We start from the raw sequence: 25,396 nt of genomic DNA on the forward strand, positions 1-25,396 counted from the left end.
TTTTTCGCGATTTCACGCCGGTTTATCGGCTGAAACGACCCTTGGCCGCCCATCGAGATCATGCGCCAGCGTGACCCGGCCCCAGCCCGCCGCGGCAAAGATTTCCTGCACCGCTTCGCCCTGTTGCCAGCCGATTTCGACCATGACGCGGCCTTGGGGCGTGAGGTAGCCCTGCGCCTCGGCGGCGATGATCCGGTAGATGCTCAGCCCGTCTTGGCCGTCGGTCAGCGCCATTTCCGGCTCATGCTGGCGCAATTCTGGAGAGACATCGGCCATTTCCTCGGCGGCCAGATAGGGCGGGTTCGACAGGATCAGATCAAATCGCCCCTCAACGGCGCTGAACCAGTCGGACTGCCGGATATCGGCGCGGTCGGCCACCCCGTGCTGCACCGCATTGGCGCTGGCTTGAAGGCAGGCGGCTTCCGAGAGGTCCACCCCCAACCCCGTCGCCGCTGGCCGTTCGGCCAGCAGGGTGACGAGGATACAGCCCGAGCCGGTGCCGAGGTCCAGAATGCGGGTGAAATCCTCGCCGAGCGCGAGGTCAATCAGGGTCTCTGTCTCGGGCCGCGGGTCAAGCACATCGCGGCTGATCGCGAAATCGCGGCCATAAAAAGCCCGCCGCCCGATCAACTGCGAGACTGGCACGCGCACGGCGCGCAGGGCGATGAGCTGGTCAAAGCGTTCGGCAACCTCGGGGGCGATTTCCTCGGGCGCGATGAGGGTCACGCGGGCGGCATCGACAGAGGCGGCATGGGCGAGCAACAGCCGCGCATCCCGCGCCGGATCGGGCACACCGGCGGCACGCAGCCGTCCGGCGGCGGCGGCCATGGCTTGGGCGGCGGTCTGAGGGCTCACCCCTCCATCTCCGCCAATTGCCGCGCTTGCGCATCGGCAGTCAGCGCATCGACGATCTCATCCAGATCGCCCTGCATCACGGCTTCGAGCCGGTAAAGCGTCAGGTTGATCCGATGGTCCGTCATACGACCTTGGGGGAAATTATAGGTGCGAATCCGCTCAGAGCGGTCACCGGAGCCCACCTGCGCCGCGCGGTCGGCAGAGCGCTCGTTGTCCATCCGGCTGCGCTCCATATCATAGAGCCGCGCTTTGAGCACCTGCATCGCCTTGTCGCGGTTGCGGTGCTGGGACTTCTCCGACGAGGTAACGACGATCCCGGTCGGAATATGGGTGATCCGCACGGCGGAATCGGTGGTATTGACGTGCTGCCCCCCCGCGCCCGAAGAGCGCATCGTGTCGATCCGCAGGTCATTTGCGTTGATCTCGATATCCACGTCTTCGGCCTCGGGCAGCACCGCCACGGTCGCCGCCGAAGTATGGATGCGCCCGCCGCTTTCGGTGGTGGGCACGCGCTGTACGCGGTGCACGCCGCTTTCGAACTTGAGCCGGGCAAAGACGTTCTGGCCGGTGATATGGGCCACGACCTCTTTCACGCCGCCGAGTTCGGTCATCTGGCTTTCGATCAGGTCAAACCCCCAGCCCTGTGCCTCGGCATAGCGTTGGTACATGCGCAGCAGGTCGCCGGCGAAAAGCGCCGCCTCATCGCCGCCCGTGCCGGGGCGGATCTCCAACATGGCGGGTTTCGCATCAGCCGCATCGCGGGGCAGAAGTGCGAGTTGCAACCCCTGCTCGACCTCCGGCAGACGGGCGCGCAGGCGCGGCAGCTCATCCCGCGCAAGCTCAGCCATCTCGGGGTCTTTCAGCATCTCTTCGGCTTCTTCGAGGTCGCGCTGAAGCTGCTGGTAAAGGTCGATCTGATCGACCACGGGCTTGAGATCGCTGTATTCTTTCGCGAGGGCTGCAAAATCGGCCCCATCAGAGCCTGCAGACATGCTGGCCTCCAGAAACTGGAAGCGTTGCGAGATTTGCGCGAGGCGGTGCATCGGGATCATGGGGTTCCTGTCGCTTATGCAAATGCTTTGGTCAAGAGGCGGCTTGTGCTATCATGAGCTATGACACGTCTTATGCCGCTCATCTGCCTTATGGGCCTGACGGCCCTGCACCCTGCCCTTGCGGATGTCAAAGCGCCGGGCGGCAAGACGATTGATTGCTATTGCACCAACAGCAGCGGCGCCCGGGTGGAACTGGGTGAGACGATTTGCCTACAAGTGGATGGGCGCATGTTCATGGCGCAATGCCAGATGTCGCTCAATGTGCCGATGTGGCGGGAGGTGCAGCAAGGCTGCCTGTCATCGCGCCTCGATTTGATCGAGCCATCCGTTGACCCGCTTGGCGTTGACCCCCAGATCTGATCGGCCAAAGCGCGAGCGGCCATAGACCTCGACATAGCGCGGATCACCGCCATAGATGCCGATGGTGGTGAAATCAGGATAGCCCATCAATTTGGTGCGGGTGACATAGGTGACCTGCCCCTCAGCAAGCGATCCGGCGACGACTTCGGTGCGCGGGGTTTGCAGGATCACCCGGTCAAGCTGGGCCAAGGTCTCGGCCCCGTCGCCCTCGACCGGCGCGCGCCAGACATAGCTGTTAGTGCCTTGGGTCTTGCCCATCTTCTGCCCGTCGGCCTGAACATGCCAACGCGCGGTGTCGATGGGCGCAAGGCGGATATAGGCCACCAAGGCGACGAGGGCGATCACGATGATCCAGAACAGCATTTTAAGCACCTTTCAAAGCTCGGCGGTCAGGGGCGACGGAGGTCGCAGCAAACAAGCCAGCCCGCCTTTCAGCGGACCGGCGCGTGATGTCATGGCTTTCGCTCACGCGGTTCTCATGCGGTGACCCAGCAGCGACAGGATCTCGGTCGCGACATGGGCGCCTGCCACCGCTGTAGCGCCGGTGGTGTCGAAGGGGGGCGAGACTTCGACAACGTCACCGCCCATGATGTTGATCCCCGCAAGATCGCGCAGCATGATCGACGCCTGCGCCGAGGTCAGCCCGCCCCACACCGGCGTGCCGGTGCCGGGGGCAAAGGCCGGGTCCAGCGCGTCGATGTCAAAGGTCAGATAGCAGGGGCGATCGCCGAGGATCTCCTTGATCTTGGCAACGGTGGCCTGCGGCCCTTTCTCATGCACCTCGCGCGCGTCGATGATATTGACGCCCATCGTGTCCTCATTGGTGGTGCGAATGCCGACCTGCACGCTGGTCGACGGGTCGACGATGCCGGACTTCACGGCTTTGTAGAACATCGTCCCGTGGTCGATCCGGTCCATGTCGTCGTCTTGCCAAGTGTCCGTATGCGCATCGAACTGTAACAGGCTGATAGGCCCGTATTTTTCCGCATAGGCCTTGAGGATCGGGAATGAGATGTAGTGATCTCCCCCCAGCACCACAGAGGCCGCGCCGGCATCGAGAATGGTCTTGATATGGGCCGTCAGGGCGGCGGGAAACTGGCTGACATGGCCATAGTCGAAGGCCAGATCGCCATAGTCCGCGATGGCGAATTCGCTCAGCACGTCGAAATCCCAGCCATAGGGCGCGTCGGGCGCTTGCAGCGCGCTGGCTTCGCGGATGGCGCGGGGGCCAAGGCGGGTGCCGGGGCGGTTGGTCACCGCTTGATCGAAGGGCACGCCTGTTACCGCGATGTCGACGCCGGCCAGATCCTTGGTGTATTTCCGTCGCAGGAAGGAGGTCGCCCCGCCAAAGGTCAACTCATAGCTCGGCCCTTTGAGGTCCTCGCGGGTAAAGGCCATATCCATCTGTTTGGCCGCGTCTTCCAATGCCATTATTTGCCTCCTGCTGGCTGTGCCCGCTCAACGATACGGGCGAAAAAGGATGCGCCAAGCGGCGCGATCTCGTCGTTGAAGTCGTATTCCGGGTGGTGCAGCCCTGCGCCTTCCCCGGCCCCGAGGAAGAGATAGGCACCGGGGCGTTTTTCAAGCATGAAGCTGAAATCCTCTGCACCCATCTCGCGGCCATAGTCGCCGTGAACTTGGGCCGCGCCCACCACTTCGGTCGCTGCCGCGATGGCGGCCTCGGCCTTGGCCGGGTCGTTGACCGTGGCGGGATAGCCAACCTCATAGTCCAACTCGGCGGTGACGTCATAGCTTGCCGCCTGCCCGTCCACGATCTGCTGCATCCGGCGCATCACCATGGCTTGCACCTCACGGTCAAAGGTGCGCACCGTGCCGTTGATATAGGCGGTTTCGGGGATGATGTTATCGGCGGTGCCGGTGTGGATCTGCGTGACTGAGACCACCAGATCCTGCGCCGCGACATGGTTGCGGCTGACGATGGTCTGAATGGCCGTGGCGATGCCGCAGGCCGCCACGACGGGGTCGCGGCTCTCATGGGGCATCGCGCCATGGCCGCCTTTGCCCTTGATATGAATGTGGAATTCATCCACCGCCGCCATGATCGGACCCGGCGTGGTATAGAATGCGCCTTCGTCAAAGCCGGGCGCGTTGTGGATGCCGTAAACCTGCGCGATCTCGAACCGCTCCATGATGCCCTCTTCGACCATCACGCCCGCGCCGCCGCCCGCCTCTTCGGCGGGTTGAAAGATCAGCGCCACCCGGCCTGCGAAATTGCGTGTCTCGGCCAGATATCGCGCCGCGCCCAGAAGCATGGTGGTGTGCCCGTCATGGCCGCAGGCGTGCATCTTGCCCTCCCGCGTGCTGGCATAGTCCTTGCCCGTTGCCTCTTGGATCGGCAGCGCATCCATATCGGCGCGCAGGCCGATGGTCGGGCCTTCGCCCTGCCCTTCGATGATCGCCACGATACCGGTTGTCGCGATGCCCTCGTGCAGCTCATCCACACCAAATTCGCGCAGCCGCTCGGCCACGAAAGCCGCCGTCTCATGGCAGTCGAACGCCAGTTCGGGAATCCCGTGCAAATGGCGCCGCCATGCTGTCATATCCTCCGCAAAGGCGTTGATGCGGTTCACCACGGGCATGGGCTGGACTCCTTGGGGTTGGTTTGGTCAGGGTGCATCTGACACCAGACATACGGGGCCTGCAATGCCGGACAACACAAAAGCCGATCTCATTCACGATTCAGATGCCGGGATCGAACGGTTGCTCGAAATCATGCGCCGCCTGCGCGACCCTGAGACGGGCTGCCCCTGGGATATCGAGCAGGATTTCGACAGCATCGCCCCCTATACCATTGAAGAGGCTTATGAAGTCGCGGATGCCATCGCCCGGCGTGATTGGGGCGAGCTTGAGGGGGAGTTAGGCGATCTGCTGCTGCAATCGGTCTATCACACGGCGATGGGTGAAGAAGCGGGGCATTTCACCTTTCAATCCGTGGTGCGCAACATCAGCGATAAAATGGTGGCGCGGCACCCGCATGTCTTTGGCGACGAATCCCGCGACAAGAGCGCCGAACAGCAGACCGCCGATTGGGAGAAGATTAAAGCCGCCGAACGCGCGGGCAAGGCACAGGGGGGCACCTTGGACGGGGTGGCAATCGGCCTGCCAGCGCTGTTGCGGGCGATGAAGCTTCAGAAACGCGCGGCGCGTGTGGGGTTCGACTGGCCCGAGACGACGCAGGTGCTCGACAAGATCACCGAAGAGGCCGCCGAATTGGTCGAGGCGAAGGACCAGCTGAGCCAAGCGGAGGTCGAGGAAGAATACGGCGATCTGCTCTTCGTCATGGCCAATCTGGGCCGCCATTTGGGCCTTGACCCGGAAGCCGCTCTGCGCGCCGCCAATGCCAAATTCACCCGCCGGTTCGAAGGGGTCGAGGCCCGGCTCGCCGCGATGGGCAAAACCCCGCAAGACAGTGATCTGGCCGAGATGGACGCGCTGTGGGAGGCGGTGAAACTGGCGGAACGCGGCTAATCCCCCGGGCAGCGGCTGGACAAAGACCCGCCCCTCCGGCAAGGCTCTGCCCCAAGCAATTTGACGAAAGTAAGCCCATGACCCCGCGCAAAATCATCATCGACACCGACCCCGGACAGGACGACGCCGTGGCGATCCTCCTTGCCCTCGCCAGCCCGCAAGAGATCGAGGTTCTGGGCATCACCTGTGTCGCGGGCAACGTGCCGCTGGACCTGACTTCGAAAAACGCGCGGATCGTTTGCGAATTGGCGGGGCGGGATGATGTGAAAGTCTTTGCCGGTTGCGACCGCCCGCTGGGACGTGATCTGGTGACGGCGGAACATGTGCATGGCAAGACTGGCCTCGACGGCCCCGACCTGCCCGACCCAACCATGCCGCTGGCCGAAGGGCATGGGGTGGATTTCATCATCGAACAGGTCCGCGCCCATCCCGCAGGTAGCGTAACCCTTTGCCCCTTGGGGCCGTTGACCAATATCGCAACCGCCCTGCAAAAAGCGCCCGACATCGCCGAGAAGGTGCAAGAGATCGTGCTGATGGGCGGCGGCTATTTCGAGGGGGGCAACATCACGCCCACGGCGGAATTCAACATTTACGTCGACCCCCATGCCGCTGATATCGTTTTCAAATCCGGAATTCCGATCGTCGTGATGCCGCTCGATGTCACCCATAAGGCACTGGTCACCAAACCGCGCAACGATGCCTTCCGCGCGCTTGGCACCAAGGTCGGCGTCGCCGTGGCCGAGATGACCGATTTCTTCGAGCGGTTCGACAAAGAGAAATACGGCTCCGAAGGCGCGCCGCTGCATGATCCTTGCGTCACCGCCTATTTGATCAACCCCGATCTTTTCCAAGGTCGTCATATCAATGTCGAGATCGAGACCCAGTCGGAACTGACCATGGGCATGACCGTCGCCGACTGGTGGCGCGTGACCGACCGGGCGCCCAACGCGCTCTTCGTAGGCGATCTTGATGCCGACGGGTTCTTTGCCCTGCTCACCGAAAGGCTGGCCCGTCTATGAGCGCACATCTCACCCTCGGCGCGCCTGAGCATCTCGACAAGCTCGTAGCACTTGTCGCGGCATTTCACGCCGAAGCGGGGATCGAGATGAGCGATGAACAGCGCCGCCGCGGGCTGGCGCCGCTGTTGGATGGCATCCCCCATGGCGCGGCCTATCTGATCGGCCCGCCCCGCGCGCCCATCGGCTATGTGGTGATCTGTTTCGGCTGGTCGGTTGAATTCGGCGGGTTGGACGCCATCATTGATGAAATCTACGTCCGCCCCGGCGTGCGGGGTCGCGGCATCGCCTCGGAGGCGCTGATCGCGCTGCCCCGGGCGCTGGCGGCGGGTGGGCTGCGGGCCGTCCATCTTGAGGTGGATCGCAACAATGCCGCGGCGATGAAACTCTATACCCGTGCGGGCTTTCGCCCGCGCGAGGATTACATGCTTATGTCCCGGACCCTGTGATGCGTATTCCTTTCGATAACAGCTATGCCGCCCTGCCAGAGGGGTTCTTTACCCGGCTGGCTCCCACGCCTGTCAAAGCGCCCCAGCTTTTGGCATGGAACGCCGAATTGGCGGTGGAACTGGGTATCGAAGGGGCGGAGCCCGCGCAAATCACGCAGATCTTTGCCGGCAACGAAGTGCCTGCGGGGGGCGATCCCCTGGCGCAGCTTTACGCCGGGCATCAGTTTGGCAACTTCAACCCGCAGCTTGGCGATGGCCGGGCGATTTTGTTGGGCGAAGTCGTCGATCAGAGCGGCCAGCGCCGCGACATCCAGTTGAAAGGCTCAGGCCCCACGCCCTATTCGCGGATGGGTGATGGCCGCGCATGGGTCGGGCCGGTGCTGCGCGAATATCTGGTGAGCGAGGCGATGCATGCGCTTGGCGTGCCCACCACCCGCGCCTTGGCTGCTGTGGCTACTGGTGAGCCGATCCTGCGCGAAAGCGGCCCCCTGCCCGGTGCCATCGTGACCCGCGTCGCCGCCAGCCACCTGCGCGTCGGCACCTTTCAGGTCTTCGCCCATCGCGGAGAGACTGGCGCGCTCAAAACCCTCACCGACTATGCCATCGCGCGCCATTACCCCGAGGCCGATGGCCCGCTTGGCCTTCTGCGCGCGGTCTGTGCTGCGCAGGCGGAATTGGTGGCGCAATGGATGGCCCTAGGCTTTATCCACGGCGTGATGAACACCGACAATTGCAGCATCTCGGGCGAGACGATCGACTATGGCCCCTGCGCCTTTATGGATGCCTTCCATCAGGGCCGGGTCTTTAGCTCCATCGACCGGCAGGGGCGCTATGCCTATGGGAACCAGCCGCAGATCGTGGTCTGGAACATGGCGCAGCTTGCCACCTCGCTCTTGCAGCAGATGGAGGACAAGGAGAGCGCCGTCGAAGAGGCCACCGAGATCGTCCACGACATGCCCGACTTGATCGAAGCCGCATGGCTGCGCCGTTTCGCGGCGAAGATCGGCATCTCGACACCGCGGGCCGAAGATGTCGACTTGATCAACGAATTGCTGGGGCTGATGCAAAAGGATGGTACGGACTTCACCAATGCCTTCCGCGCGCTTCCCACAGATCAAGCCCGCGATCAGTTCACCGACCGCGACGCTTTTGACACATGGGCCAAAGCCTGGCGCGCGCGGATTGAAGGCGAGCCCGATCCGCAAGCGGTGATGAATGCGGCGAACCCCGCCGTGATCCCGCGCAACCACCGGATAGAAGAGATGATCGAGGCCGCCGTCGCGGGCGACATGGCCCCTTTCGAGCGGTTGATGAAAGCCCTAGCCACCCCCTTTGACGAGACGGACCCCGAGCTTCAGCGCCCGCCGACCGAGGACGAGATCGTGCCCGCCACATTCTGCGGCACCTGAGCCTAGTGGCTGCGGGGTTTACGGTTAATCAGGTAAATCCCCGCCGCCACTAGCAGCAATGCGGCCCAGATACTCAGCCCTACCTCTTCCGAGAGGATCAGCCAGCCCAGAAGCACGGCAAAGACCGGCGACAGGAAGCTAAAGGAGGCGACGGAGGCTGCGGGATAGATCGTCAGCAGCCAGAACCACGCCAGAAAGCCAAAGCTCGCCACCGCGATGATCTGATAGGCAAGCCCCGCCAGATGCACCGGGGCCACTTCGCGCAGCAAGGGGCCGAAGAGCGGCGCAAGCAGCAGAAGGATCGGGGCGGAGATCACCAGTTGCATCATCAGTTGCTGCGCGGGCGGCACCTTGGCCAGCGGCGTGACGCGAACGCAAAGCGCGATGCCTGCCCAGCAGAGGGCGGCGAAAAGCGCCAGAAGATCGCCCAGCCAATAGGCCCCTTCGGTTCCACCATCGCTTAGCGCCAGCACCACGCCGCCCATGGCCAGCCCCATGCCGATGAGCCGCGCCCCGCTCAGCCGCTCTCCCGGCAGCCACAGATGCGCGGCGATGCCAAGCCAGACCGGCATGGAATAAAGCAGGATCGACGCGCGGCTGACCGTGGTCAGATCGAGCGCGAGGAACAGGCAGACAAACTCTAGCGTAAAGAAAAGCCCCGCCGCCACACCGCCCCATAGCGCAGCACGCGGGATCGACAGGCTGACGCCCCGCAGCCGCATCCAGATCAAAAGCAAAAACACCGCTCCGAGAGAGCGCAGCCCGGCCAGAAAGACCGGGTTGAAGCCGCCGGTGCTGACTTTGATGACGACTTGGTTAAAGCCGAGGTTCAGCGCGAAGAGCACCAGCGCCACGGCGCCGAATGTGTCGATATTTGATTTGCGTTCCATCCCGACAGAAGCGCCGCCCGGATCGGATAAGTCAATGGCGCGCCGTGGTTTTCCGGGCGCGCCATTTCGCTGTCACAGTGATGTGCCTTGGCTCAGGCCGCCTGCTGGCCACCCGACTTGCCGCCGCCGCCACGCCTGCGACGCCGCCCGCCGCTTGGCTTGCCCGCGCCTTCACCACCGCCGCCGCCGCCACCGGGACGACCGCCACCACCACCGGGGCGACCACCGCGTCTGCGGCCCCGGCCCTTGGGTTTGGCAGGCTCATCGATCACTTCCCAAGGGCGGCCCGAGGCCACGGGAATCGAAATGCCCATGGTCTTTTGGATCGCCTTCAGTTCGCCCATCTCATCGGGGGCGCAGAAGGCTACGGCGGCCCCATCTTTGCCCGCCCGCGCGGTCCGGCCGATGCGGTGGACGTAGTTGTCGGGCACATTCGGCAGGTCGAAGTTATAGACGTGTTTCACATCCGGAATGTCCAAGCCCCGCGCCGCCACATCGGTGGCCACCAGCACGGTGATATCGCCATTCTTGAACCCCGCAATCGCGCGGTCCCGCTGACCTTGGCTTTTGTTGCCGTGGATCGAAGCGGCGTCAAACCCGGCCTTCACCAGCGTCTTCATCAGCTTTTCCGAGCCGTGTTTCGTGCGGCCAAAGACCAGTGCCCGTTCGCCCTTGTGTTTGGCGAGCAGCTCTTTCAGCAGTTCGGTCTTCTCGGCCTTGGCGATGAAATGCACCTCTTGCGTGACCTTGTCTGCCGCCTTGCCCGGAGGCGAGACTTCGATGCGGATCGGGCTGTTGAGATAGCTGTTGGCGATCTCGTTCATCAGCTTGGGCATGGTCGCCGAGAAGAGCATCGTCTGGCGCTCTTTCGGGATCATGTTCGAGATTTTGCGCAGATCATGGATGAACCCCATGTCGAGCATCTGATCGGCCTCATCCAGCACGAGGAAGGTCGTCGTGTCGAGCTTGACCGCGCGGCGGTCGAGCAGGTCCAGCAGACGGCCCGGTGTGGCGATCAGCAGATCGACACCGCGTTCCAGACGTTTGATCTGCGTGTTGATCGACTGGCCGCCAACCACCATCGCCACTTTGATCGGCGTGCCTTCGGCATAGCCGCGCAGGTTCACGGCGATCTGCTGCGCCAACTCGCGCGTAGGCGCAAGCACCAGCCCGCGCACGGAACGCGCTGCGGGGCGGCCCTCGATCTCCATCATCTGGGCCAGCAGCGGCACGCCAAAGGCCGCCGTCTTGCCGGTGCCGGTTTGGGCAAGGCCCATCACGTCGCGCCCGTTCAGCGCATGGGGGATCGCCTGTTTCTGGATCGGGGTCGGCTCGTTCAGCCCCATCTCTTTCAATCGGGCCACCAGTTTGGCAGGCAGGCCCATCATGTCAAAATCGCTCATTCGTTCACTTTCCGGCCCGCGAAAACGCGCGCCATGTTCTTTCGCCGCGCCACTCAACAGGCGCCACGGGGTCGCGCAAGCCAGATCGCGGGCGCAGGCCACATGCCTCACACCCGTCTGTCGCGCTTGGCCCCACGCGTGATTTTGGGAACATCGGCGGGCCTTGTCGTCAGCGTCCCAGAGGCCCCTCATGGGGCTTGGCGCTGATACTGCTCACGCGGCAGAAGGCTTCGCTTGGACCCCACATGGGCGGTGCGGGTGCAAAAGTCAACCGGCGCGGTCAATTCCGGTGGCGTCCGGCGGTGCTAAAATGCTAGGACCGTAGTCCGACGGACGAAGGGCGAGACGATGCGCAACCCGATCATCAAACGCTGCGAGGCGATGGGCCTGCGCATGACAGGGCAACGCCGGGTCATCGCACAGGTGATTCACGACAGCGAAGACCACCCCGATGCCGAAGAGATCCTGACCCGCGCCAGCGTGATCGACAGCGGCATCTCCATCGCCACGGTCTACCGCACTGTGAAGCTGTTTGAAGAAGCGGGCATCCTCGACAAGCTGGAATTCGGCGATGGCCGGGCGCGCTATGAAGACGCGCAGCGGGCGCATCACGACCACCTCATCGATGTGAACTCGGGCGAGGTTATCGAATTCGTCGACGCGGAAATCGAAGAGCTTCAGGAACGCATCGCGCGCAAGCTGGGTTACAAATTACAAGGCCACCGGATGGAACTCTACGGTGTGCCGATCAAGAAGGATGACCCATGACAGAACGTGACCGCCCTTTGCTGGCCGTGTTGATCGACGCCGACAATGTGCCCGCAAAACATGCCGCAGCCATCATGCGGGAGGTCACGACGATTGGAGAGCCCGCCCTGCGCCGGGTCTATGGCGATTGGTCGAACGACCACCTTAAGGGCTGGAAAGCGCCCATCCGCGAGTTGGGTTTGGTGGCGCATCAGGAAACCGCGAACACCAAGGGCAAGAACGCCAGCGACATCGGGCTGGTCATTCAGGCGATGGACATTCTGCACAGCCGCCGCTTCGACATCATCGTGATCGTTTCCTCCGACAGTGACTTCACAGCGCTGGTGAATCGCCTGCGCGAAGACGGGGTGACCGTTATCGGCATCGGCGAGAAGAAGACCCACGATTCGCTGCGCAACGTCTACAACCGCTTCATCCTGATCGAAAACCTTGATGAGGTAGAGCCGGACACCCCCTCACGGGCCAAGGCCAAGGTGGGCGATGCCCTGCCCCTGTTCAAAGCAGCGATGGACAAGATCGACACCGAAGACGATTGGTACAACCTCGGCCAGATCGGCCAGACCATTCAGGCAGCGCATCCCGATTTCGACAGCCGCACCTATGGTCATGGCAAGCTGAGCGCCTTGGCCGCCGACCTTAAAGCCTTGGAAACGCGCAAAGACGGCAACCGCTTGATGATCCGCCTAAACAGCTAACGCCGGATCACTCGGCGGCGCGCTGCTCTTGCCGCGCCACGCGGGCGAGCATGGCGGGCAACAGCAGGCTCAGCACCACCAGACGCATGATGTGGCAGGCGGCCACGAAGCCCGGCACCACTGCCAGCACGGCGCCGAGGGCGATCATCGTCTCCAGCCCGCCGGGTGCGAAAGCCACCAGCACATGCCCCAGCGGCATGCCGAGCGCCCAGGCCACCGGCACCGCGCCAAGGCCCGCGAGCCCCACCGCCACGCCGGTAATCGCCAGCCCCGCGCCAAGCCCGCTTGCCAGACGCGCAGGCGTGATGCCGGAAAACCGCGTACCGATGAGGCTGCCGAGCACGAGATAGGCGACAAGGGTCAGCCAGCCCGGCAGAACGCCAGTCTCTAGCCCCGTCAGATGCGCGATGGCCGAGACCACCATCGCCCCCATCAAAAGCGGCGCGGGCACGGAAAGCCAGGCAAAGATCATCCCCACGACGACGGAGACGCCGATCATCACGAGGATCGACAGTAGGCTCATCCCCGCGCCCGCGGGGGCGATATTGCCGGTCATATCGACGCCCATCAGCAAAGCGGCGAAAGGCACGACGATGGTCAGCGCCAAAAGCCGGACCGACTGCGTGATCGAGATGCGCGGCACGTCCGACCCGCTGTCGCTGGCAATCGCCATGACGAAACTCAGATGTCCGGGGGCCGAGGCCAGAAGCGCGGAACGTGGATCAAAGCAAAAATACCGCGCCAGCATCCAACGGCAAAGCGCCATGATCCCCCAAATCACCCCGGTCATAAAGACAAAGGCCAGTGGCCAGCGCAGCATGGCGTTCACCGCATCTTGGTTGAACCCTGCCCCCACGGCGATGCCCAGCACGACGAAACAGGCATCCCGCAGCCGCGGATCGACCGCCGTGCGCACCCCCATCAGGCCCAAGAGGCTCACCGCGATCACCGGGCCAAGCAGCATATAGACCGGCGCATTCAGCCACCAGAACAGCAGCGCACCAAAGGCCCCGGCCGCAAGGGTCAGCACTGTGTCGCGCGGGGCGAGCGAGGGGATCGGCCATCTCATGCGATAGGGCTAGCACTCCGGTAGAGCCTGCGCCAGTGCCACACGCATGACGCGCATCGCGCGCCCTTGCCCTTTCGTCGCAAAAGGTTCATGGGCGACTGGCAATACCACGGGATGAAAGGGCGTGATCATGGACAATCTGCGCGGCGCGATGCTGATGGTGCTGGCCATGGCCGGTTTCGCGGTCGAGGACATGTTCGTCAAACTGACAAGCGATGCCCTCCCCGTCGGTCAGATCATCGCGCTTTTGGGCGCGGGCGGCGGGGCGATCTTTGCCGTGATCCTGCGCATTCAGGGAAAGCGCCTGTTCTCTGCCGATATGCTGACCCAGCCAATCCTGCTGCGTGCCGTGGGCGAAGTGCTGGGCACGCTTTGTTTCGTCACCGCCATCGTGCTGACGCCGCTCTCTTCGGCCTCAGCTATTTTGCAGGCGACCCCCTTGGCCGTCACCCTCGGGGCGGCGCTGTTCCTTGGCGAGCCGGTCGGCTGGCGCCGCTGGAGCGCGATCATCGTAGGCTTCCTCGGTGTGCTCTTGATCGTGCGCCCGGGGCTGGAGGGGTTCAACGCGCTGTCGCTTTTCGCCGTGGCCGGTGTCATCGGCCTCGCCTTGCGCGACTTGGCGACGCGCAAAGTTCCCAAAAGCATCAGTTCCATGCAGCTTAGCTTTCTCGCCTTTATCGTCTTGGTCCCCGCGGGGCTGATCCTGATGCTGGCCGCAGGCACGCCCGCCGCCATGCCCGGCGGGGCCGAGGTGCTCTATCTCGCCGGGGCGATGGTGATCGGGGTGCTGGCATATTACGCCATCGTCGCCGCCATGCGCGTGGGCGAGGTGAGCTTCGTCACCCCCTTCCGCTATACCCGCATGCTCTTTGCGCTGGTGGCGGGGATCGTGGTTTTTGACGAATCCCCCGACAGGCTGACGCTGGTCGGGGCCGCGATCATCATCGCCTCGGGGGTCTATACCCTCCTGCGCGAACGCAAAATCACCCCCCGGCCCCGCCGCGGTCTTTCCAAGCCGGGCCTGCCGGGGTAAACCGCCACAAACCCGAACATGAGGACAAAGCCCATGAGCACGATCATCGACATCCACGCCCGCGAAATCCTCGACAGCCGGGGCAACCCGACGGTCGAAGTCGACGTTATCCTCGAAGACGGCACCATGGGCCGCGCCGCTGTCCCCTCCGGTGCCTCGACCGGCGCCTATGAGGCGAACGAGCGGCGCGATGGCGACAAGTCGCGCTATCTGGGCAAAGGCGTGCTCGAAGCCTGCGCCGCCGTGAATGGCGAGATTGCCGAGGCGCTCGTTGGGGTCGAGGCGACCGAACAGGTCGAGATCGACGAGATGATGATCGAACTTGACGGGACCGAGAACAAATCCCGCCTCGGCGCCAATGCGATCTTGGGCGTCTCGATGGCCGCGGCCAAGGCGGCGGCGGACTACTGCGCGCAGCCGCTCTACCGCTACATCGGCGGCACCACCGCGCGGGTTCTGCCGGTGCCAATGATGAACATCATCAACGGCGGCGAACATGCCGACAACCCGATCGACATTCAGGAATTCATGATCATGCCGGTCGCCGCGGAGAACATCCGCGAAGCCGTGCGCATGGGGGCCGAGGTGTTCCACACGCTGAAGAAAGAGCTTTCCGCCGCGGGCCTCTCGACCGGGATCGGCGACGAAGGCGGCTTTGCCCCCAACATCAACTCCTCGCGCGATGCGCTTGATTTCATTCTGAAATCCATCGAAAAAGCGGGCTACAAACCGGGCGAAGACATGTATCTCGCCCTCGATTGCGCGGCGACGGAATACTACAAAGACGGCAAATATGTCCTCTCCGGCGAAGGCAAAACCCTGTCCAGCGCAGAGAACGCCGACTACCTCGCGGCGCTCGTGAACGACTACCCGATCATCTCCATCGAAGACGGCATGGCCGAAGACGATTGGGACGGTTGGAAGGCACTGACCGACCTCTTGGGCGGCAAGGTGCAACTGGTGGGCGATGACCTTTTCGTCACCAACCCTGCCCGTCTGAGCGATGGCATCCAGCGCGGCGCGGCGAACTCCATGCTGGTCAAGGTCAACCAGATCGGCACCCTGACCGAGACCCTCAAAGCCGTCGATATCGCGCATCGCGCGGGCTACACCAACGTCATGTCGCACCGCTCGGGCGAGACCGAAGACGCCACGATTGCTGACCTTTCGGTGGCCACCAACTGCGGCCAGATCAAGACCGGCTCGCTGGCGCGTTCCGACAGACTGGCGAAGTACAACCAGTTGATCCGTATCGAAGAAATGCTGGGCGAGACCGCTCAATACGCGGGCCGCTCGATCCTGCGCGGCTGATGTCGGCCCTCACCATCCGCCCTGTCACCACCGCTGCGGACCTCGCGGCGGTGGTCGACCTCTGCTGGGCCTATCGCGACTTTCTCTACCACTTCGGCCCGACCGAACAGCGGATCGTTGAGACCTTCTACCCCCAAGACAAATATAGCGCCCTGATGGCGCGCCTGCCCGAGGAACACGCCCGCCCGCGCGGCATCATCCTCTTGGCCGAGCGGGATGGCATCCCCCTGGGCTGCGGCATGTCCCATGCGCTGACCGAGACGGAGAGCGAGATCAAACGCGTCTTCGTCACCAATGCAGCCCGTGGCACGGGGGCGGGCCGGGCGATCTGTCAGCGCCTTGTCGATCAAGCGCGGGAGGACGGGTTCGAGAAGGTCTATCTCGACACTTCCGTGGGCTTCGCCCCTGCCCGCGCGCTCTATCGCTCGCTTGGGTTTGTTGAACGCGGCCCCTATCAACCGATGCCGGATTTCACGCGGGATGCGATCTGTTTCTTTGAGATGCCGCTGAGGGATGTGGCCGCGCCAGCCGAATAACGCAAACGGGGCGGCCAGATTACCGCCCCGTTTTTCATTGCCGCACGGTTTACCCGGCGAAAAGCTGTAGGAACTTCTGCTTCGAATACCCCAGCTTCAGCGCCCCACGGTCCGACAGGCGCGGCGCGATGCGCATGCGGATGATGTCCCGGTCGGTATCAAGGGCTGCGTTGAGGCGCAGCACCGCGTCCACCTTGCCGTTTGGCCCCGGGGCGACCTCTTCGATCATACCTACCAAGACACTGTCTTTGCTCCAGACCGGCGCGCGATGAGGGTCGCGATGTTGATCGGCCTTGGGGTGGTGGCACTGTTGTCGCCGCCGGTGGTCGCCCGGCCTGCGGTCGCCGTGGGGGTGCTATCGGGGTCATCCGTCCCGCTGCGGCCGCTGCCCCCGCCGACCGAGACGCCAGCCCCGGCCCCCAGACCGTCACTGCCGCCCACCGAAGCGCCAACGCCTGCGTTCACACCGTCACCGCCGCCGACCGAAGCACCCACCCCGGCCCCGATGCCGTCACTGCCGCCAACCGAAGCACCGACACCGACATCCGCGCCGCCATGGTCGCCATGCCCCCCGACGCTGACCCCAACACCGAGCCCGATTTCGGCCTGCGCCGCGGGCGCCAGCATGAGCGCCACTGCCGTAACAGCGATGCTGTTCTTGAAAGCACCTGTGTGAAAGATAGTCATAGCGAATCTCCTTCTCTAAGCCTGTCGAATGCCTTCGACCCTTGGCCCCCACAGGGAACCTACGCGGGAAGTCGCGACGACGTTTCAAGAAAATTGCGTAGCAGGGGAATTTTCGCAACTTTGTTAACCGGTGGGCGTGCCAGCCGATATGGCGGCATAGCGGCTGCACGCTGGGGCCTTAAAATCCTTTTCCGGCACCTTTCCGTCAAAGTTAGGCAACGCCCTGCTCACCTCACTCCCGGCTGACGGTGCCCCCGCCAACGGCGGCGCGGACGCCTGTCGTGCCGGGGCACGAGGTGGGCAGCCCGCGCGCCACGCGTACTGCCAGATAGGCAAAGGCCTGCGCCTCCAGCATGTCGCCATCGAGGCCGATCTCCTCCACCGCGGCGACGGGGCAATCGAGGCTGACATCCAACATCCGCATTAGCACCGGATTATGCCGCCCGCCGCCCGTCACATAGACGCGTTCGGGCGGGGCTGGGCAATGCTGCATCGCCTCGGCCACGCCAGCCGCGCACATGGCGGTAAGGGTGGCGCAGGCATCGGCATCGGAGAGCTCACCCACAAGGGCCACCATCTCGGCAAAATCATTCCGGTCGAGGGATTTGGGCGGCATGCGTGCGAAATAAGGCTCGGCTAGAAACAGCTCCAAGGCTCCCTGCTCCACCCTGCCCCGCGCGGCGAGCTTGCCGCCTTCGTCATAGTCTTGGCCAAGGCGGGTCTGCATCAAATCATTGATCGGCGCATTGGCGGGGCCGGTGTCAAAGGCCAGCAGCGCGCCGTCCTTCTCCGGGCGGGCCACGCGCGGGTCGACCCATGTGAGGTTGCCCACGCCGCCGAGGTTCAGAAAGGCCACCGGCCCCTTTTGCCCGGCGTAGCGCGCGCAGGCGTGGTGAAAGAAGGGGGCGAGCGGTGCGCCCTCGCCGCCCAATTCAACATCGGCGCTGCGGAAATCCCAGACCACGGGCAGGCCAATCTCTCGCGCCAGCAGCGCGCCGTCTCCGACTTGCAGGGTGCCCTGCATGCGTGGGGCATGGGCGAGGGTTTGGCCGTGAAAACCGATGAGGTCGACCTCGGGCGCATCTTTCAGCAGATCGGCCAAGAGCGCCAGATGCGCGGCCTCCACCGCCTTGGCGGCTTCCTCGACCTCGGCCCCATGCCACTTGCCGAAGCCCGCGGCGATCACGCGGCGCTCTTCGGCGGCATAGCTGCGGTAGGCGCTGCGGCCAAAGCCTGTAATATCCTGCCCGTCAGTGCGCAAAATAGCGGCGTCCACCCCATCCAAAGAGGTGCCCGACATCATTCCCAAAGCCGTCACCACTTCGGTTCCGGCATCTTGCCTGTGCTTGGCCCTATTCATGGCCTTTTCCTTTGCCGCTCGTGCGCATATAGATTGCCCCGCAATACAGTTTTGAGGCAAGTCACCATGACATACCATCCCAAATCGGAGTTCATCCACACGATGATGCAGCGCGGCTTCCTGGCCGATTGCACCGATTATCAGGGGTTGGACGAAGCCCTGCTGAAAGGCGCGGCCCCGGCCTATGTGGGCTATGACGCCACGGCCAAATCGCTGCATGTGGGGCATCTGGTCAATATCATGATGCTGCGCTGGCTGCAGAAATGCGGCGGCAAGCCGATCACCCTGATGGGCGGCGGCACGACCAAGGTGGGCGATCCGTCCTTCCGCTCGGACGAGCGCCCGCTGCTGACGCCCGAGGCGATCGACGACAATATCGAAGGCATCCGTCAGGTTTTTGCCCAATACCTCGATTACGGCGAGGGCGAGACTGGTGCCTTGATGCTGAACAACGCGGAATGGCTCGACGGGTTGAACTACCTCGACTTCCTGCGCGACATCGGGCGGCATTTCTCGATCAACCGGATGCTGAGCTTTGAAAGCGTGAAGTCCCGTTTGGACCGCGAACAGTCGCTTTCCTTCCTCGAGTTCAACTACATGATTCTCCAGGCCTATGACTTCATGGAACTGCACCGCCGCTATGGCTGCATTCTCCAGATGGGCGGGTCGGATCAATGGGGCAATATCGTCAACGGCATCGACCTGACGCGCCGGGTGATCGATGGGGAGGTTTATGGCCTGACGTCACCGCTGCTCACCACCAGCGACGGCAAGAAGATGGGCAAATCGGCGGGCGGTGCGGTCTGGCTGAATGGCGATATGCTGAGCCCTTATGAGTTCTGGCAGTTCTGGCGCAATTGCACCGATGCCGATGTGGGCCGTTTCCTCAAGCTCTATACCGAGCTGCCGGTCGATGAATGCGACCGTCTGGGCGCGCTTGCCGGATCCGAGATCAACGAGGCGAAGGTACGTCTGGCCAATGAGGTCACCGGTCTGCTCCACGGGGAAGAGGCCGCCCGCAACGCCGAAGCCACCGCGCGCGAAGTCTTTGAAAAAGGCGGTGTGGGCGATGACCTGCCCACCCTGACCCTGTCGGCGGCGGATGTGGGCGATGGGGTTTCCATCGTGCAATTGCTGGTGAAATCGGGCCTTGCCGGCTCTGGTAAAGAAGCCAAGCGTCTGATCGCCGAGAACGGCGCACGGATCGACGACAAGCCGCTGACGGATGCGGGCATGATGCTGGATGCGGTCGCGCTGTCTTCTCCGGTTAAGCTGAGCGCGGGCAAGAAGCGCCACGCGCTGGTGCAGGTCGGCTAATCTCTCACGGGGCGGGCTTCGGTCTGCCCCGTCTTCCCTGCTCCCGCAGCCCTCCTCCCGCCGCAACGGCATCTCTTGCATGGGGTGAGACTTCGTGCTGAACTGAACAAGTGTTCATATCGGGGGGAGCCATCATGAAACTAGACAGTACAGCCGCCATCATCACCGGGGGCGCCTCGGGGCTTGGCGAAGCCACGGCGCGCTATTTTGCGTCGCAGGGCGCGCAGGTCACCCTGTTGGACCGTGACGCCACCCGAGGCGAAGCCATCGCGAGAGAGATCGGCGGCCACTACGTCTTGACCGATGTGACGGATGAGACCTCGGTGCAGGAAGCGGTGGACTATGCCCAAGAAAAGATGGGCTGGATCACCGCTGCAGTGAATTGCGCGGGCATCGCGCTTGGGATCAAAACCACGGGGCGCGACGGGCCGCATCCGCTCGACGCCTTTCAACGCACCATCGACATCAACCTCGTCGGCAGTTTCAACGTGGCGCGGCTGGCGGCGGTGGCCATGGCCAAGAACACCCCCGAAGACGACGGCGCGCGCGGGGTGATCATCAACACCGCCTCCATCGCCGCCTTCGACGGGCAGAAGGGCCAAGCCGCCTATGCCGCCTCCAAGGGTGGGATTGCGGGCATGACCCTACCGATGGCGCGGGATCTGGCCAAGGAAGGGATTCGCGTGATGACCATCGCGCCGGGCATTTTCAAAACGCCGATGTTGGCCGGGCTGCCGGAAGAGGTGCAGGCCGAATTGGCCAAGGATGTGCCCAACCCGCCGCGCCTTGGCGATCCTGCGGAATATGGCCGGCTTGCCGGGTTCATCGTCGAAATGGGCTATCTTAATGGTGAGGTGATCCGCCTCGACGGCGCGCTCAGGATGCGCTGATGCCGCTGCAAAATCGCGTTCAACCGGATGGGGAGATCATCGCCCATCCGGCGCGGGGCAGCTTCATGGGCAACCGTGGCATCCTGCATGACGAAAACGGCCTGCGCCCCAAACGCCGTTGGGCGCATCAGAATTGGGTCTGTTGTCGGCTCAGTTTCAAGGAGCGTCGCCGCAAGCTGATGGCGCCCCGCCACTATACCGAGCTGTTCTTTCTTGATGAGGCCGTGGCCTTTGCCGCCGGTCACCGCCCTTGCGCGGAATGCCGTGCTGCGGATTATCGACGGTTTCGCGCGTGTTGCAACCTCCCCGGCCCCGCCGCGGATTTGGACCGTCAGTTGCACGCCGAACGCGCCGTGCCGCGCGTTTTTTCGTCAGCGCCGCCATGGGGATGTAAAAGCGCAGGACCTGCCCGACGGCAGTTTCGTCTTGGATCACGACGGCCAGAGCGGCGTGCTTCTCGGCGATGCGCTTCACCCCTATGCGCCGGAGGGCTACGGGGCCGCGCAGCGACGCCCGCAGGGCCGCGTCACCCTGCTCACCCCGCCGAGCATCGTCGCGGCATTCCGCAACGGTTACCGCCCGCAGATCGCCCTGGCAGAGGCGCGGGGTTAGCCCTGCGCTTTCTCCTCAAGCGCCATCCACTCTTCTTCGGCGTTAGAGAGCTTTTCATGCCGCTGAACCAGCGCATCGGTGGCTTTCTGAAACTTCACCGGCTCGCGGGTGAAAAGCTCTGCATCGCTGAGCAGTTCTTCGAGCTTGCCGATCTCGGCCTCCAACCGCTCGATCTCAGCAGGCAAGGCTTCGAGCCGGTGTTTTTCGGTAAAGCTGAGCCCGCCCGCGGATTGCTTTTTCTCCGCCTTCGGCTCGGCCTTGCTCGGCTTGGGTTTGACCACGCTTTGTGCGAAATCATCCTGCCCACGCTGTGCCAGATAATCGGACCAGCCGCCCGCATAGACCGTGGCGCGGCCATCGCCCTCCATCGCGATGGTGGTCGCCGCCACCCGGTCGAGGAAGTCACGGTCGTGGCTGACCAGCAGCACGGTGCCGTCATAGGTGCCCAAGAGTTCCTGCATCAGGTCAAGCGTCTCAACGTCGAGATCGTTCGTCGGTTCGTCGAGCACCAAAAGGTTCGAGGAGCGCGCCATGATCTTGGCCAAGAGCAGCCGCGCCTTTTCGCCGCCCGAAAGCGAGCGGACCGGCGCGCGGGCCTGTGCTTCATCGAAAAGGAATTCCTTGAGGTAGCCGACCACATGTTTCGGCTGACCCCGCACCAGTACCTGATCGGCCTTGCCCGAAACGCGCATCTCAGGATCGCCGGTGAGGCTGTCCCAGAGGGTCATGTCCCCGTCAAGCTGCGCGCGCGCTTGATCGAACAGCGCGAGTTCCAGATTGGTGCCCAGTTTGATCTCGCCCGCGTCGGGTTCTTCTTTGCCGATCAGCATGTTCAACAGCGTGGTCTTGCCCACGCCGTTTGGCCCCACCAGCGCAATCCGGTCGCCGCGCTGCACCGTGATCGAGAAATCGCGCAGGATCTGTTTGTCACCGAACTTCTTGGCGATGCCGCTCGCTTCGATCACCTTGCGGCCTGACTTCGGCCCAGCCTCCAGCGCCATGGCCGCGGTGCCCTGCCGTTTGATCTGCGCCGAGCGTTCGGCGCGCAACTCTTGAAGCGCGCGCACCCGGCCCTGATTGCGTTTGCGCCGGGCCGAGATCCCCTCAACCGCCCAACGCGCCTCGGCCTTGATCTTGCGGTTCAGCTTGTGGCGCTGCATGTCTTCTTCTTCCCAGACCTGATCGCGCCATGCCTCGAACCCTTCAAAGCCGATGTCCTGACGGCGCACGGTGCCGCGGTCGACCCAGAGGGTCGCGCGGGTCAGCTCGCGCAGGAAGGCGCGGTCGTGGCTGATGATGACAAAGGCGGTGCGGGTGCCCTTTAGCTCGGATTCGAGCCATGCGATGGCTTCGATGTCGAGGTGGTTGGTCGGCTCGTCGAAGAGCATCAGTTCCGGCTCTTCGGCCATCAGCCGCGCCAGTGCCGCGCGGCGACGCTCCCCGCCCGATGCGGTGGCCACAGGGCGTGCGGGGTCAAACTTCAGCCCCTCGCCTGCGCGTTCCACCTTATACATCTCACCCGGATCGAGCCCGTGGGCCGCGAAGTCGCCAAGCGTCTCAAAGCCCGAGAGGTCAGGCTCCTGTTCCATATAGCCGACCGAGACGCCGGGCCCGGCCACAACCGCCCCGCTGTCGGGCTCTACCAGCCCGGCCATGACCTTCATCAGCGTCGATTTGCCCGAGCCGTTGCGGCCCACCAAGGCCAACCGATCGCCGGTCTGAACCACGAGGGAGAGGTCTTGGAAAACAGGATCGCCGCCAAAGGTCAGCGAAATGTCGGTGAGTTGTAAAAGGGGTGCGCGTGCCATGCCTGCCAGCTATCTTTCGGCGCGGGCAAGGTCAATGTCCAAAGGCGGTGCGGCTTCAGGCCAGCGCCCGCAAAAGCCGCGCGCGGTTGGGCGGGATCGCGGCGATCTCCAGCGCGGTAAAAACATGCAGCGTGCCCATTTGCCGGTCGATCACGGCGTGGTCGCTGACCCAGCCCCCCATCGCCAGATAGCTGCGCAACAGCGGCGGGATTTGCTGGCGCGCGCGCCGGGGATCGGGGCTGTGGCGGTCGCGGGCATAGGGGTGGACCTCAGCCGCCCTGACGCGGGGGCGCCATTCCGCGGGGGCAAGATGCTGCTGTTTCAACAGGGCAAAGGCATCGCGGTAGCGAGTCGGATCGGTGCCCGTGAAAGAGGAGCAGCCGAACAAAAGCGCCGCCCCGCTGTCATCGACTTCCCGCGCCAATTGCCCCCAAGCGAGGCGCTGGATGTCGGGGTCTTGCCATTCTGGGTGGATACAAAAGCGACCCAGTTCCAGCATGGCGCCTTTCATGCGCTCCAGACGGCTCAGTTCGTAAAACTGCGCGGCATAGCTCTGGGCCAGCTCCGCGCCATGAAACCGGGTCAGGCGAAAGCAGCAGACCAATGTGCCGCTGTCGCGATCCTCTATCAGAAAATGCCGTGCTGCCGCGTCGAATGCATCACGGTCGACGGTCCCGGTCTGAAAACACTGCGTCCGCAGCGCCTGCGCCCGGGTAATGTCCCCGGGCGTGAGGGCTTCGCGCGTCAGATATCGGCCCGGGGGCGCTTGGGTCATCTGCGAGGTCGCCTTCGCTTATCCGCGGCCCTGCCCCGCTGCCGGGACATGCCGAGGGGAACTTAGCTGCCGAAGGCCGACGGGCTGAAGCGGCCAAGGTTGCCCAGAAGCTGGCGCAGGAAGGTGTTGTCGGCCACAGGCGATGTCGTCACGCGGCGCGACAGCGGCACGACCTGCCCGCGTTCAAGCCCGAAGCGTTCGACATTCGACACCACACCGGCTTCGTTGAAGCTGACGGTCACCACCTCACGCTCGATCTCTTTCGGGGCCATGAAGCCCAGAGCGCGTTTGCGCATCTTAACGTAATAGTAACTATCATCGCTCAAAACACCCGAAACCGTGGGCACACCGATCTTCTGCGCGACGCTTTCTTTGGTATCGCTGCCCACAACGACCTGCTCAAGCTGGTCTTGCGGCGGCACATAGCCGTGGTTTTCATACTGCGGGCTACAGGCGGTCAGAAGCAGTGCAAGGCCCATACCCGCGATCCGGAGGTGCGTCTTGCCGGTCTGTTTGGTTTTGCGCATTTGGTCTGCCCTCTTGCCCTGACGGATTATGGCTTTTATTTCGCATACACCAAGGCACCCCAAGTGTACAAGAAACGAAAGTCGGATCTCATGTCGCGCAAATCACCTACGCCAACCGCTCTTCGGGTCGCGGACCTGTCCCAGACGGAGCCAAACGCGTTCGCGTTGCGCCCTGAGGCGGAAGCGCTGGCGCAGATCGCCGAGGAGCTCGATCTCTCGGCCCTGCGCAAACTTAGCTTTTCAGGCAGCATCAAACCGCTCGGCAAACAGGACTGGCAGCTTGACGGGAAACTTGGCGCGACCGTGGTGCAGCCCTGCGTCGTCACGCTTGAGCCAGTGACCACGCGGATCGACGCCGATATCACCCGCCGGTTCATCCATGATTTCGAACTCCCCGAAGAAGAGGAGGTCGAAATGCCTGAGGACGATACGACAGAGCCTTTGGGCCAATGGATCGACCCCGCGCAGGTCATGATCGAGGCGCTGGCACTGGAAGTGCCGGAATATCCCCGCAAGGGCGACGCCGAACTGGGCCAGATGGTCCATGCCGAACCGGGCCAAAAGCCGATGACGGACGAAGACGCACGTCCCTTTGCCGGCTTGGGCGCGCTGCGCGATGCGCTGAAGAAAGACGAAACCTAAAGAAACAAGCGGAAAACCGCGGAAATTCGCGCTTGCATCGCGCCGGTTTCGCGTTATTTTGCCGCCCTCACCCGAATTAAGGTTGGACATTGCGCGGCTGCGGCCCTAAAGCGTCGTCACGCCCGAAACGGGGTCCGAATTGAAACACGGTTGCGGCCTGCTTTGCCAAGTCAGCAACCCCGAAGGCAAAGGCACCAGACATGGCTGTCCAACAGAATAAAGTATCCAAATCCCGCCGCAACAACCGCCGCGCCCACGATTCGCTCTCTGCGGCGAACCCGAACGAATGTTCGAACTGCGGTGAGCTGAAGCGCCCCCACCACATCTGCGCGGCTTGCGGTCACTATGACGACGCCGAAGTTGTCGCCCTGACCGAAGAAGTGGACCTGGAAGACGACGCAGCATAAGCTGCGGTAGTTTTTAAGGTTTTCTCTTAGGCAGTG

29 protein-coding genes are annotated in these 25,396 nt (G+C 63.5%); 15 read left to right on the forward strand and 14 right to left on the reverse strand.

Annotated elements, in window-relative coordinates; translation table 11 throughout:
- Positions 1–12 precede the first annotated feature (12 nt).
- On the reverse strand, positions 13–855 hold the full coding sequence (gene prmC / locus FCK22_RS00500; protein ID WP_067265948.1) for a peptide chain release factor N(5)-glutamine methyltransferase: 843 nt from the start codon (positions 853–855) through the stop codon (positions 13–15).
- Positions 852–1,907 (reverse strand): peptide chain release factor 1, encoded by a 1,056-nt coding sequence (gene prfA, locus FCK22_RS00505; RefSeq protein ID WP_067265928.1) that lies wholly within the window; start codon positions 1,905–1,907, stop codon positions 852–854. Before prfA ends, prmC begins: the two co-directional genes overlap by 4 nt.
- 60 nt (positions 1,908–1,967) lie before the next feature.
- On the opposite strand from prfA, the gene FCK22_RS00510 reads away from it, so the two are divergent.
- Positions 1,968–2,267: a hypothetical protein gene (locus tag FCK22_RS00510; protein WP_082852094.1), complete on the forward strand. Its 300-nt coding sequence runs from the start codon at positions 1,968–1,970 to the stop codon at positions 2,265–2,267.
- On the opposite strand, the gene FCK22_RS00515 is transcribed toward FCK22_RS00510, so the two are convergent.
- The 3 genes from FCK22_RS00515 to FCK22_RS00525 form a co-directional block, all read right to left on the reverse strand.
- Positions 2,205–2,630, reverse strand: coding sequence for a DUF1499 domain-containing protein (locus FCK22_RS00515; protein WP_067265925.1), 426 nt, complete (start codon positions 2,628–2,630; stop codon positions 2,205–2,207). The two genes, FCK22_RS00510 and FCK22_RS00515, sit on opposite strands and share 63 nt — an antisense overlap.
- Before the next feature lie 102 nt (positions 2,631–2,732).
- Entirely contained in the window at positions 2,733–3,698 is a 966-nt protein-coding gene (gene speB / locus FCK22_RS00520) for an agmatinase (protein WP_067265922.1), read from the reverse strand.
- Positions 3,698–4,867 carry a M20 aminoacylase family protein gene (locus tag FCK22_RS00525; protein ID WP_136720121.1) on the reverse strand — a complete coding sequence of 390 codons (1,170 nt, stop codon included), beginning with the start codon at positions 4,865–4,867 and terminating at the stop codon, positions 3,698–3,700. Before FCK22_RS00525 ends, speB begins: the two co-directional genes overlap by 1 nt.
- A gap of 64 nt (positions 4,868–4,931) precedes the next feature.
- Here FCK22_RS00525 and mazG point away from each other — a divergent pair, with 64 nt between their 5' ends.
- The 4 genes from mazG to FCK22_RS00545 all read left to right on the forward strand — a co-directional run bounded on the left by mazG (position 4,932) and on the right by FCK22_RS00545 (position 8,630).
- Positions 4,932–5,756: a nucleoside triphosphate pyrophosphohydrolase gene (gene mazG, locus FCK22_RS00530; RefSeq protein ID WP_067265917.1), complete on the forward strand. Its 825-nt coding sequence runs from the start codon at positions 4,932–4,934 to the stop codon at positions 5,754–5,756.
- 77 nt (positions 5,757–5,833) lie between these two features.
- Complete coding sequence (locus FCK22_RS00535) at positions 5,834–6,775, forward strand: nucleoside hydrolase (RefSeq protein ID WP_067265914.1); 942 nt, start codon at positions 5,834–5,836, stop codon at positions 6,773–6,775.
- On the forward strand, positions 6,772–7,221 hold the full coding sequence (locus FCK22_RS00540) for a GNAT family N-acetyltransferase (RefSeq protein WP_067265911.1): 450 nt from the start codon (positions 6,772–6,774) through the stop codon (positions 7,219–7,221). The genes FCK22_RS00535 and FCK22_RS00540 overlap by 4 nt, the downstream gene beginning before the upstream one ends.
- Positions 7,221–8,630, forward strand: coding sequence for a protein adenylyltransferase SelO (locus FCK22_RS00545; RefSeq protein ID WP_067265909.1), 1,410 nt, complete (start codon positions 7,221–7,223; stop codon positions 8,628–8,630). Before FCK22_RS00540 ends, FCK22_RS00545 begins: the two co-directional genes overlap by 1 nt.
- A gap of 2 nt (positions 8,631–8,632) precedes the next feature.
- Here FCK22_RS00545 and FCK22_RS00550 read toward each other — a convergent pair whose 3' ends face one another.
- Positions 8,633–9,520, reverse strand: coding sequence for a DMT family transporter (locus tag FCK22_RS00550; RefSeq protein WP_067265906.1), 888 nt, complete (start codon positions 9,518–9,520; stop codon positions 8,633–8,635).
- A gap of 92 nt (positions 9,521–9,612) precedes the next feature.
- Positions 9,613–10,923: a DEAD/DEAH box helicase gene (locus tag FCK22_RS00555; protein ID WP_067265903.1), complete on the reverse strand. Its 1,311-nt coding sequence runs from the start codon at positions 10,921–10,923 to the stop codon at positions 9,613–9,615.
- 348 nt (positions 10,924–11,271) lie between these two features.
- Here FCK22_RS00555 and FCK22_RS00560 point away from each other — a divergent pair, with 348 nt between their 5' ends.
- Together FCK22_RS00560 and FCK22_RS00565 are read left to right on the forward strand one after the other, a co-directional pair.
- Positions 11,272–11,691, forward strand: a complete 420-nt coding sequence (locus FCK22_RS00560; protein WP_067265902.1) for a Fur family transcriptional regulator — start codon at positions 11,272–11,274, stop codon at positions 11,689–11,691.
- Positions 11,688–12,386: an NYN domain-containing protein gene (locus FCK22_RS00565; protein WP_067265900.1), complete on the forward strand. Its 699-nt coding sequence runs from the start codon at positions 11,688–11,690 to the stop codon at positions 12,384–12,386. The genes FCK22_RS00560 and FCK22_RS00565 overlap by 4 nt, the downstream gene beginning before the upstream one ends.
- A gap of 7 nt (positions 12,387–12,393) precedes the next feature.
- On the opposite strand, the gene FCK22_RS00570 is transcribed toward FCK22_RS00565, so the two are convergent.
- Positions 12,394–13,455 carry an AbrB family transcriptional regulator gene (locus tag FCK22_RS00570; RefSeq protein ID WP_067265898.1) on the reverse strand — a complete coding sequence of 354 codons (1,062 nt, stop codon included), beginning with the start codon at positions 13,453–13,455 and terminating at the stop codon, positions 12,394–12,396.
- Between the two features lie 130 nt (positions 13,456–13,585).
- Between FCK22_RS00570 and FCK22_RS00575 the strand changes: the two genes are divergently transcribed.
- The 3 genes from FCK22_RS00575 to FCK22_RS00585 are packed head-to-tail and all read left to right on the forward strand — an operon-like array spanning position 13,586 to position 16,335.
- Positions 13,586–14,488 carry a DMT family transporter gene (locus FCK22_RS00575; protein ID WP_067265896.1) on the forward strand — a complete coding sequence of 301 codons (903 nt, stop codon included), beginning with the start codon at positions 13,586–13,588 and terminating at the stop codon, positions 14,486–14,488.
- A 33-nt stretch (positions 14,489–14,521) separates the two neighbouring features.
- Positions 14,522–15,799: a phosphopyruvate hydratase gene (gene eno, locus FCK22_RS00580; RefSeq protein WP_067265895.1), complete on the forward strand. Its 1,278-nt coding sequence runs from the start codon at positions 14,522–14,524 to the stop codon at positions 15,797–15,799.
- Positions 15,799–16,335 (forward strand): GNAT family N-acetyltransferase, encoded by a 537-nt coding sequence (locus FCK22_RS00585; RefSeq protein ID WP_067265893.1) that lies wholly within the window; start codon positions 15,799–15,801, stop codon positions 16,333–16,335. The genes eno and FCK22_RS00585 overlap by 1 nt, the downstream gene beginning before the upstream one ends.
- Positions 16,336–16,384: 49 nt before the next feature.
- Here FCK22_RS00585 and FCK22_RS00590 read toward each other — a convergent pair whose 3' ends face one another.
- From FCK22_RS00590 to FCK22_RS00600, 3 genes are all read right to left on the reverse strand, one after another.
- Positions 16,385–16,573, reverse strand: coding sequence for a hypothetical protein (locus FCK22_RS00590; protein WP_136720122.1), 189 nt, complete (start codon positions 16,571–16,573; stop codon positions 16,385–16,387).
- Positions 16,567–17,022, reverse strand: a complete 456-nt coding sequence (locus tag FCK22_RS00595; protein ID WP_136720123.1) for a hypothetical protein — start codon at positions 17,020–17,022, stop codon at positions 16,567–16,569. The genes FCK22_RS00590 and FCK22_RS00595 overlap by 7 nt, the downstream gene beginning before the upstream one ends.
- 232 nt (positions 17,023–17,254) lie before the next feature.
- Entirely contained in the window at positions 17,255–18,382 is a 1,128-nt protein-coding gene (locus FCK22_RS00600; protein WP_067265890.1) for an anhydro-N-acetylmuramic acid kinase, read from the reverse strand.
- A gap of 66 nt (positions 18,383–18,448) precedes the next feature.
- Between FCK22_RS00600 and tyrS the strand changes: the two genes are divergently transcribed.
- From tyrS to FCK22_RS19220, 3 genes are all read left to right on the forward strand, one after another.
- Positions 18,449–19,699 (forward strand): tyrosine--tRNA ligase, encoded by a 1,251-nt coding sequence (gene tyrS, locus FCK22_RS00605; protein ID WP_067265889.1) that lies wholly within the window; start codon positions 18,449–18,451, stop codon positions 19,697–19,699.
- Between the two features lie 134 nt (positions 19,700–19,833).
- Positions 19,834–20,589: a 3-hydroxyacyl-CoA dehydrogenase gene (locus FCK22_RS00610; protein ID WP_067265887.1), complete on the forward strand. Its 756-nt coding sequence runs from the start codon at positions 19,834–19,836 to the stop codon at positions 20,587–20,589.
- A gap of 231 nt (positions 20,590–20,820) precedes the next feature.
- The gene (locus FCK22_RS19220; protein ID WP_248646394.1) at positions 20,821–21,201 is read left to right on the forward strand and encodes a hypothetical protein; all 381 of its coding nucleotides are present in this window, start codon (positions 20,821–20,823) and stop codon (positions 21,199–21,201) included.
- Here FCK22_RS19220 and FCK22_RS00620 read toward each other — a convergent pair.
- From FCK22_RS00620 to FCK22_RS00630, 3 genes are all read right to left on the reverse strand, one after another.
- Entirely contained in the window at positions 21,198–23,009 is a 1,812-nt protein-coding gene (locus tag FCK22_RS00620) for an ATP-binding cassette domain-containing protein (RefSeq protein WP_136720124.1), read from the reverse strand. The two genes, FCK22_RS19220 and FCK22_RS00620, sit on opposite strands and share 4 nt — an antisense overlap.
- A gap of 55 nt (positions 23,010–23,064) precedes the next feature.
- Positions 23,065–23,784: a GNAT family N-acetyltransferase gene (locus FCK22_RS00625; RefSeq protein WP_067265879.1), complete on the reverse strand. Its 720-nt coding sequence runs from the start codon at positions 23,782–23,784 to the stop codon at positions 23,065–23,067.
- A 62-nt stretch (positions 23,785–23,846) separates the two neighbouring features.
- Positions 23,847–24,311 carry an outer membrane protein assembly factor BamE gene (locus FCK22_RS00630; RefSeq protein ID WP_067265877.1) on the reverse strand — a complete coding sequence of 155 codons (465 nt, stop codon included), beginning with the start codon at positions 24,309–24,311 and terminating at the stop codon, positions 23,847–23,849.
- A 90-nt stretch (positions 24,312–24,401) separates the two neighbouring features.
- Between FCK22_RS00630 and FCK22_RS00635 the strand changes: the two genes are divergently transcribed.
- Together FCK22_RS00635 and rpmF are read left to right on the forward strand one after the other, a co-directional pair.
- On the forward strand, positions 24,402–24,953 hold the full coding sequence (locus tag FCK22_RS00635; RefSeq protein ID WP_067265875.1) for a DUF177 domain-containing protein: 552 nt from the start codon (positions 24,402–24,404) through the stop codon (positions 24,951–24,953).
- Positions 24,954–25,153: 200 nt separating this feature from the next.
- Positions 25,154–25,360: a 50S ribosomal protein L32 gene (gene rpmF, locus FCK22_RS00640; RefSeq protein ID WP_067265873.1), complete on the forward strand. Its 207-nt coding sequence runs from the start codon at positions 25,154–25,156 to the stop codon at positions 25,358–25,360.
- Positions 25,361–25,396 lie beyond the last annotated feature (36 nt).

The sequence above is a fragment of the Sulfitobacter sp. 15WGC genome (genome assembly GCF_005068605.1).
Lineage (GTDB): Bacteria > Pseudomonadota > Alphaproteobacteria > Rhodobacterales > Rhodobacteraceae > Sulfitobacter > Sulfitobacter faviae.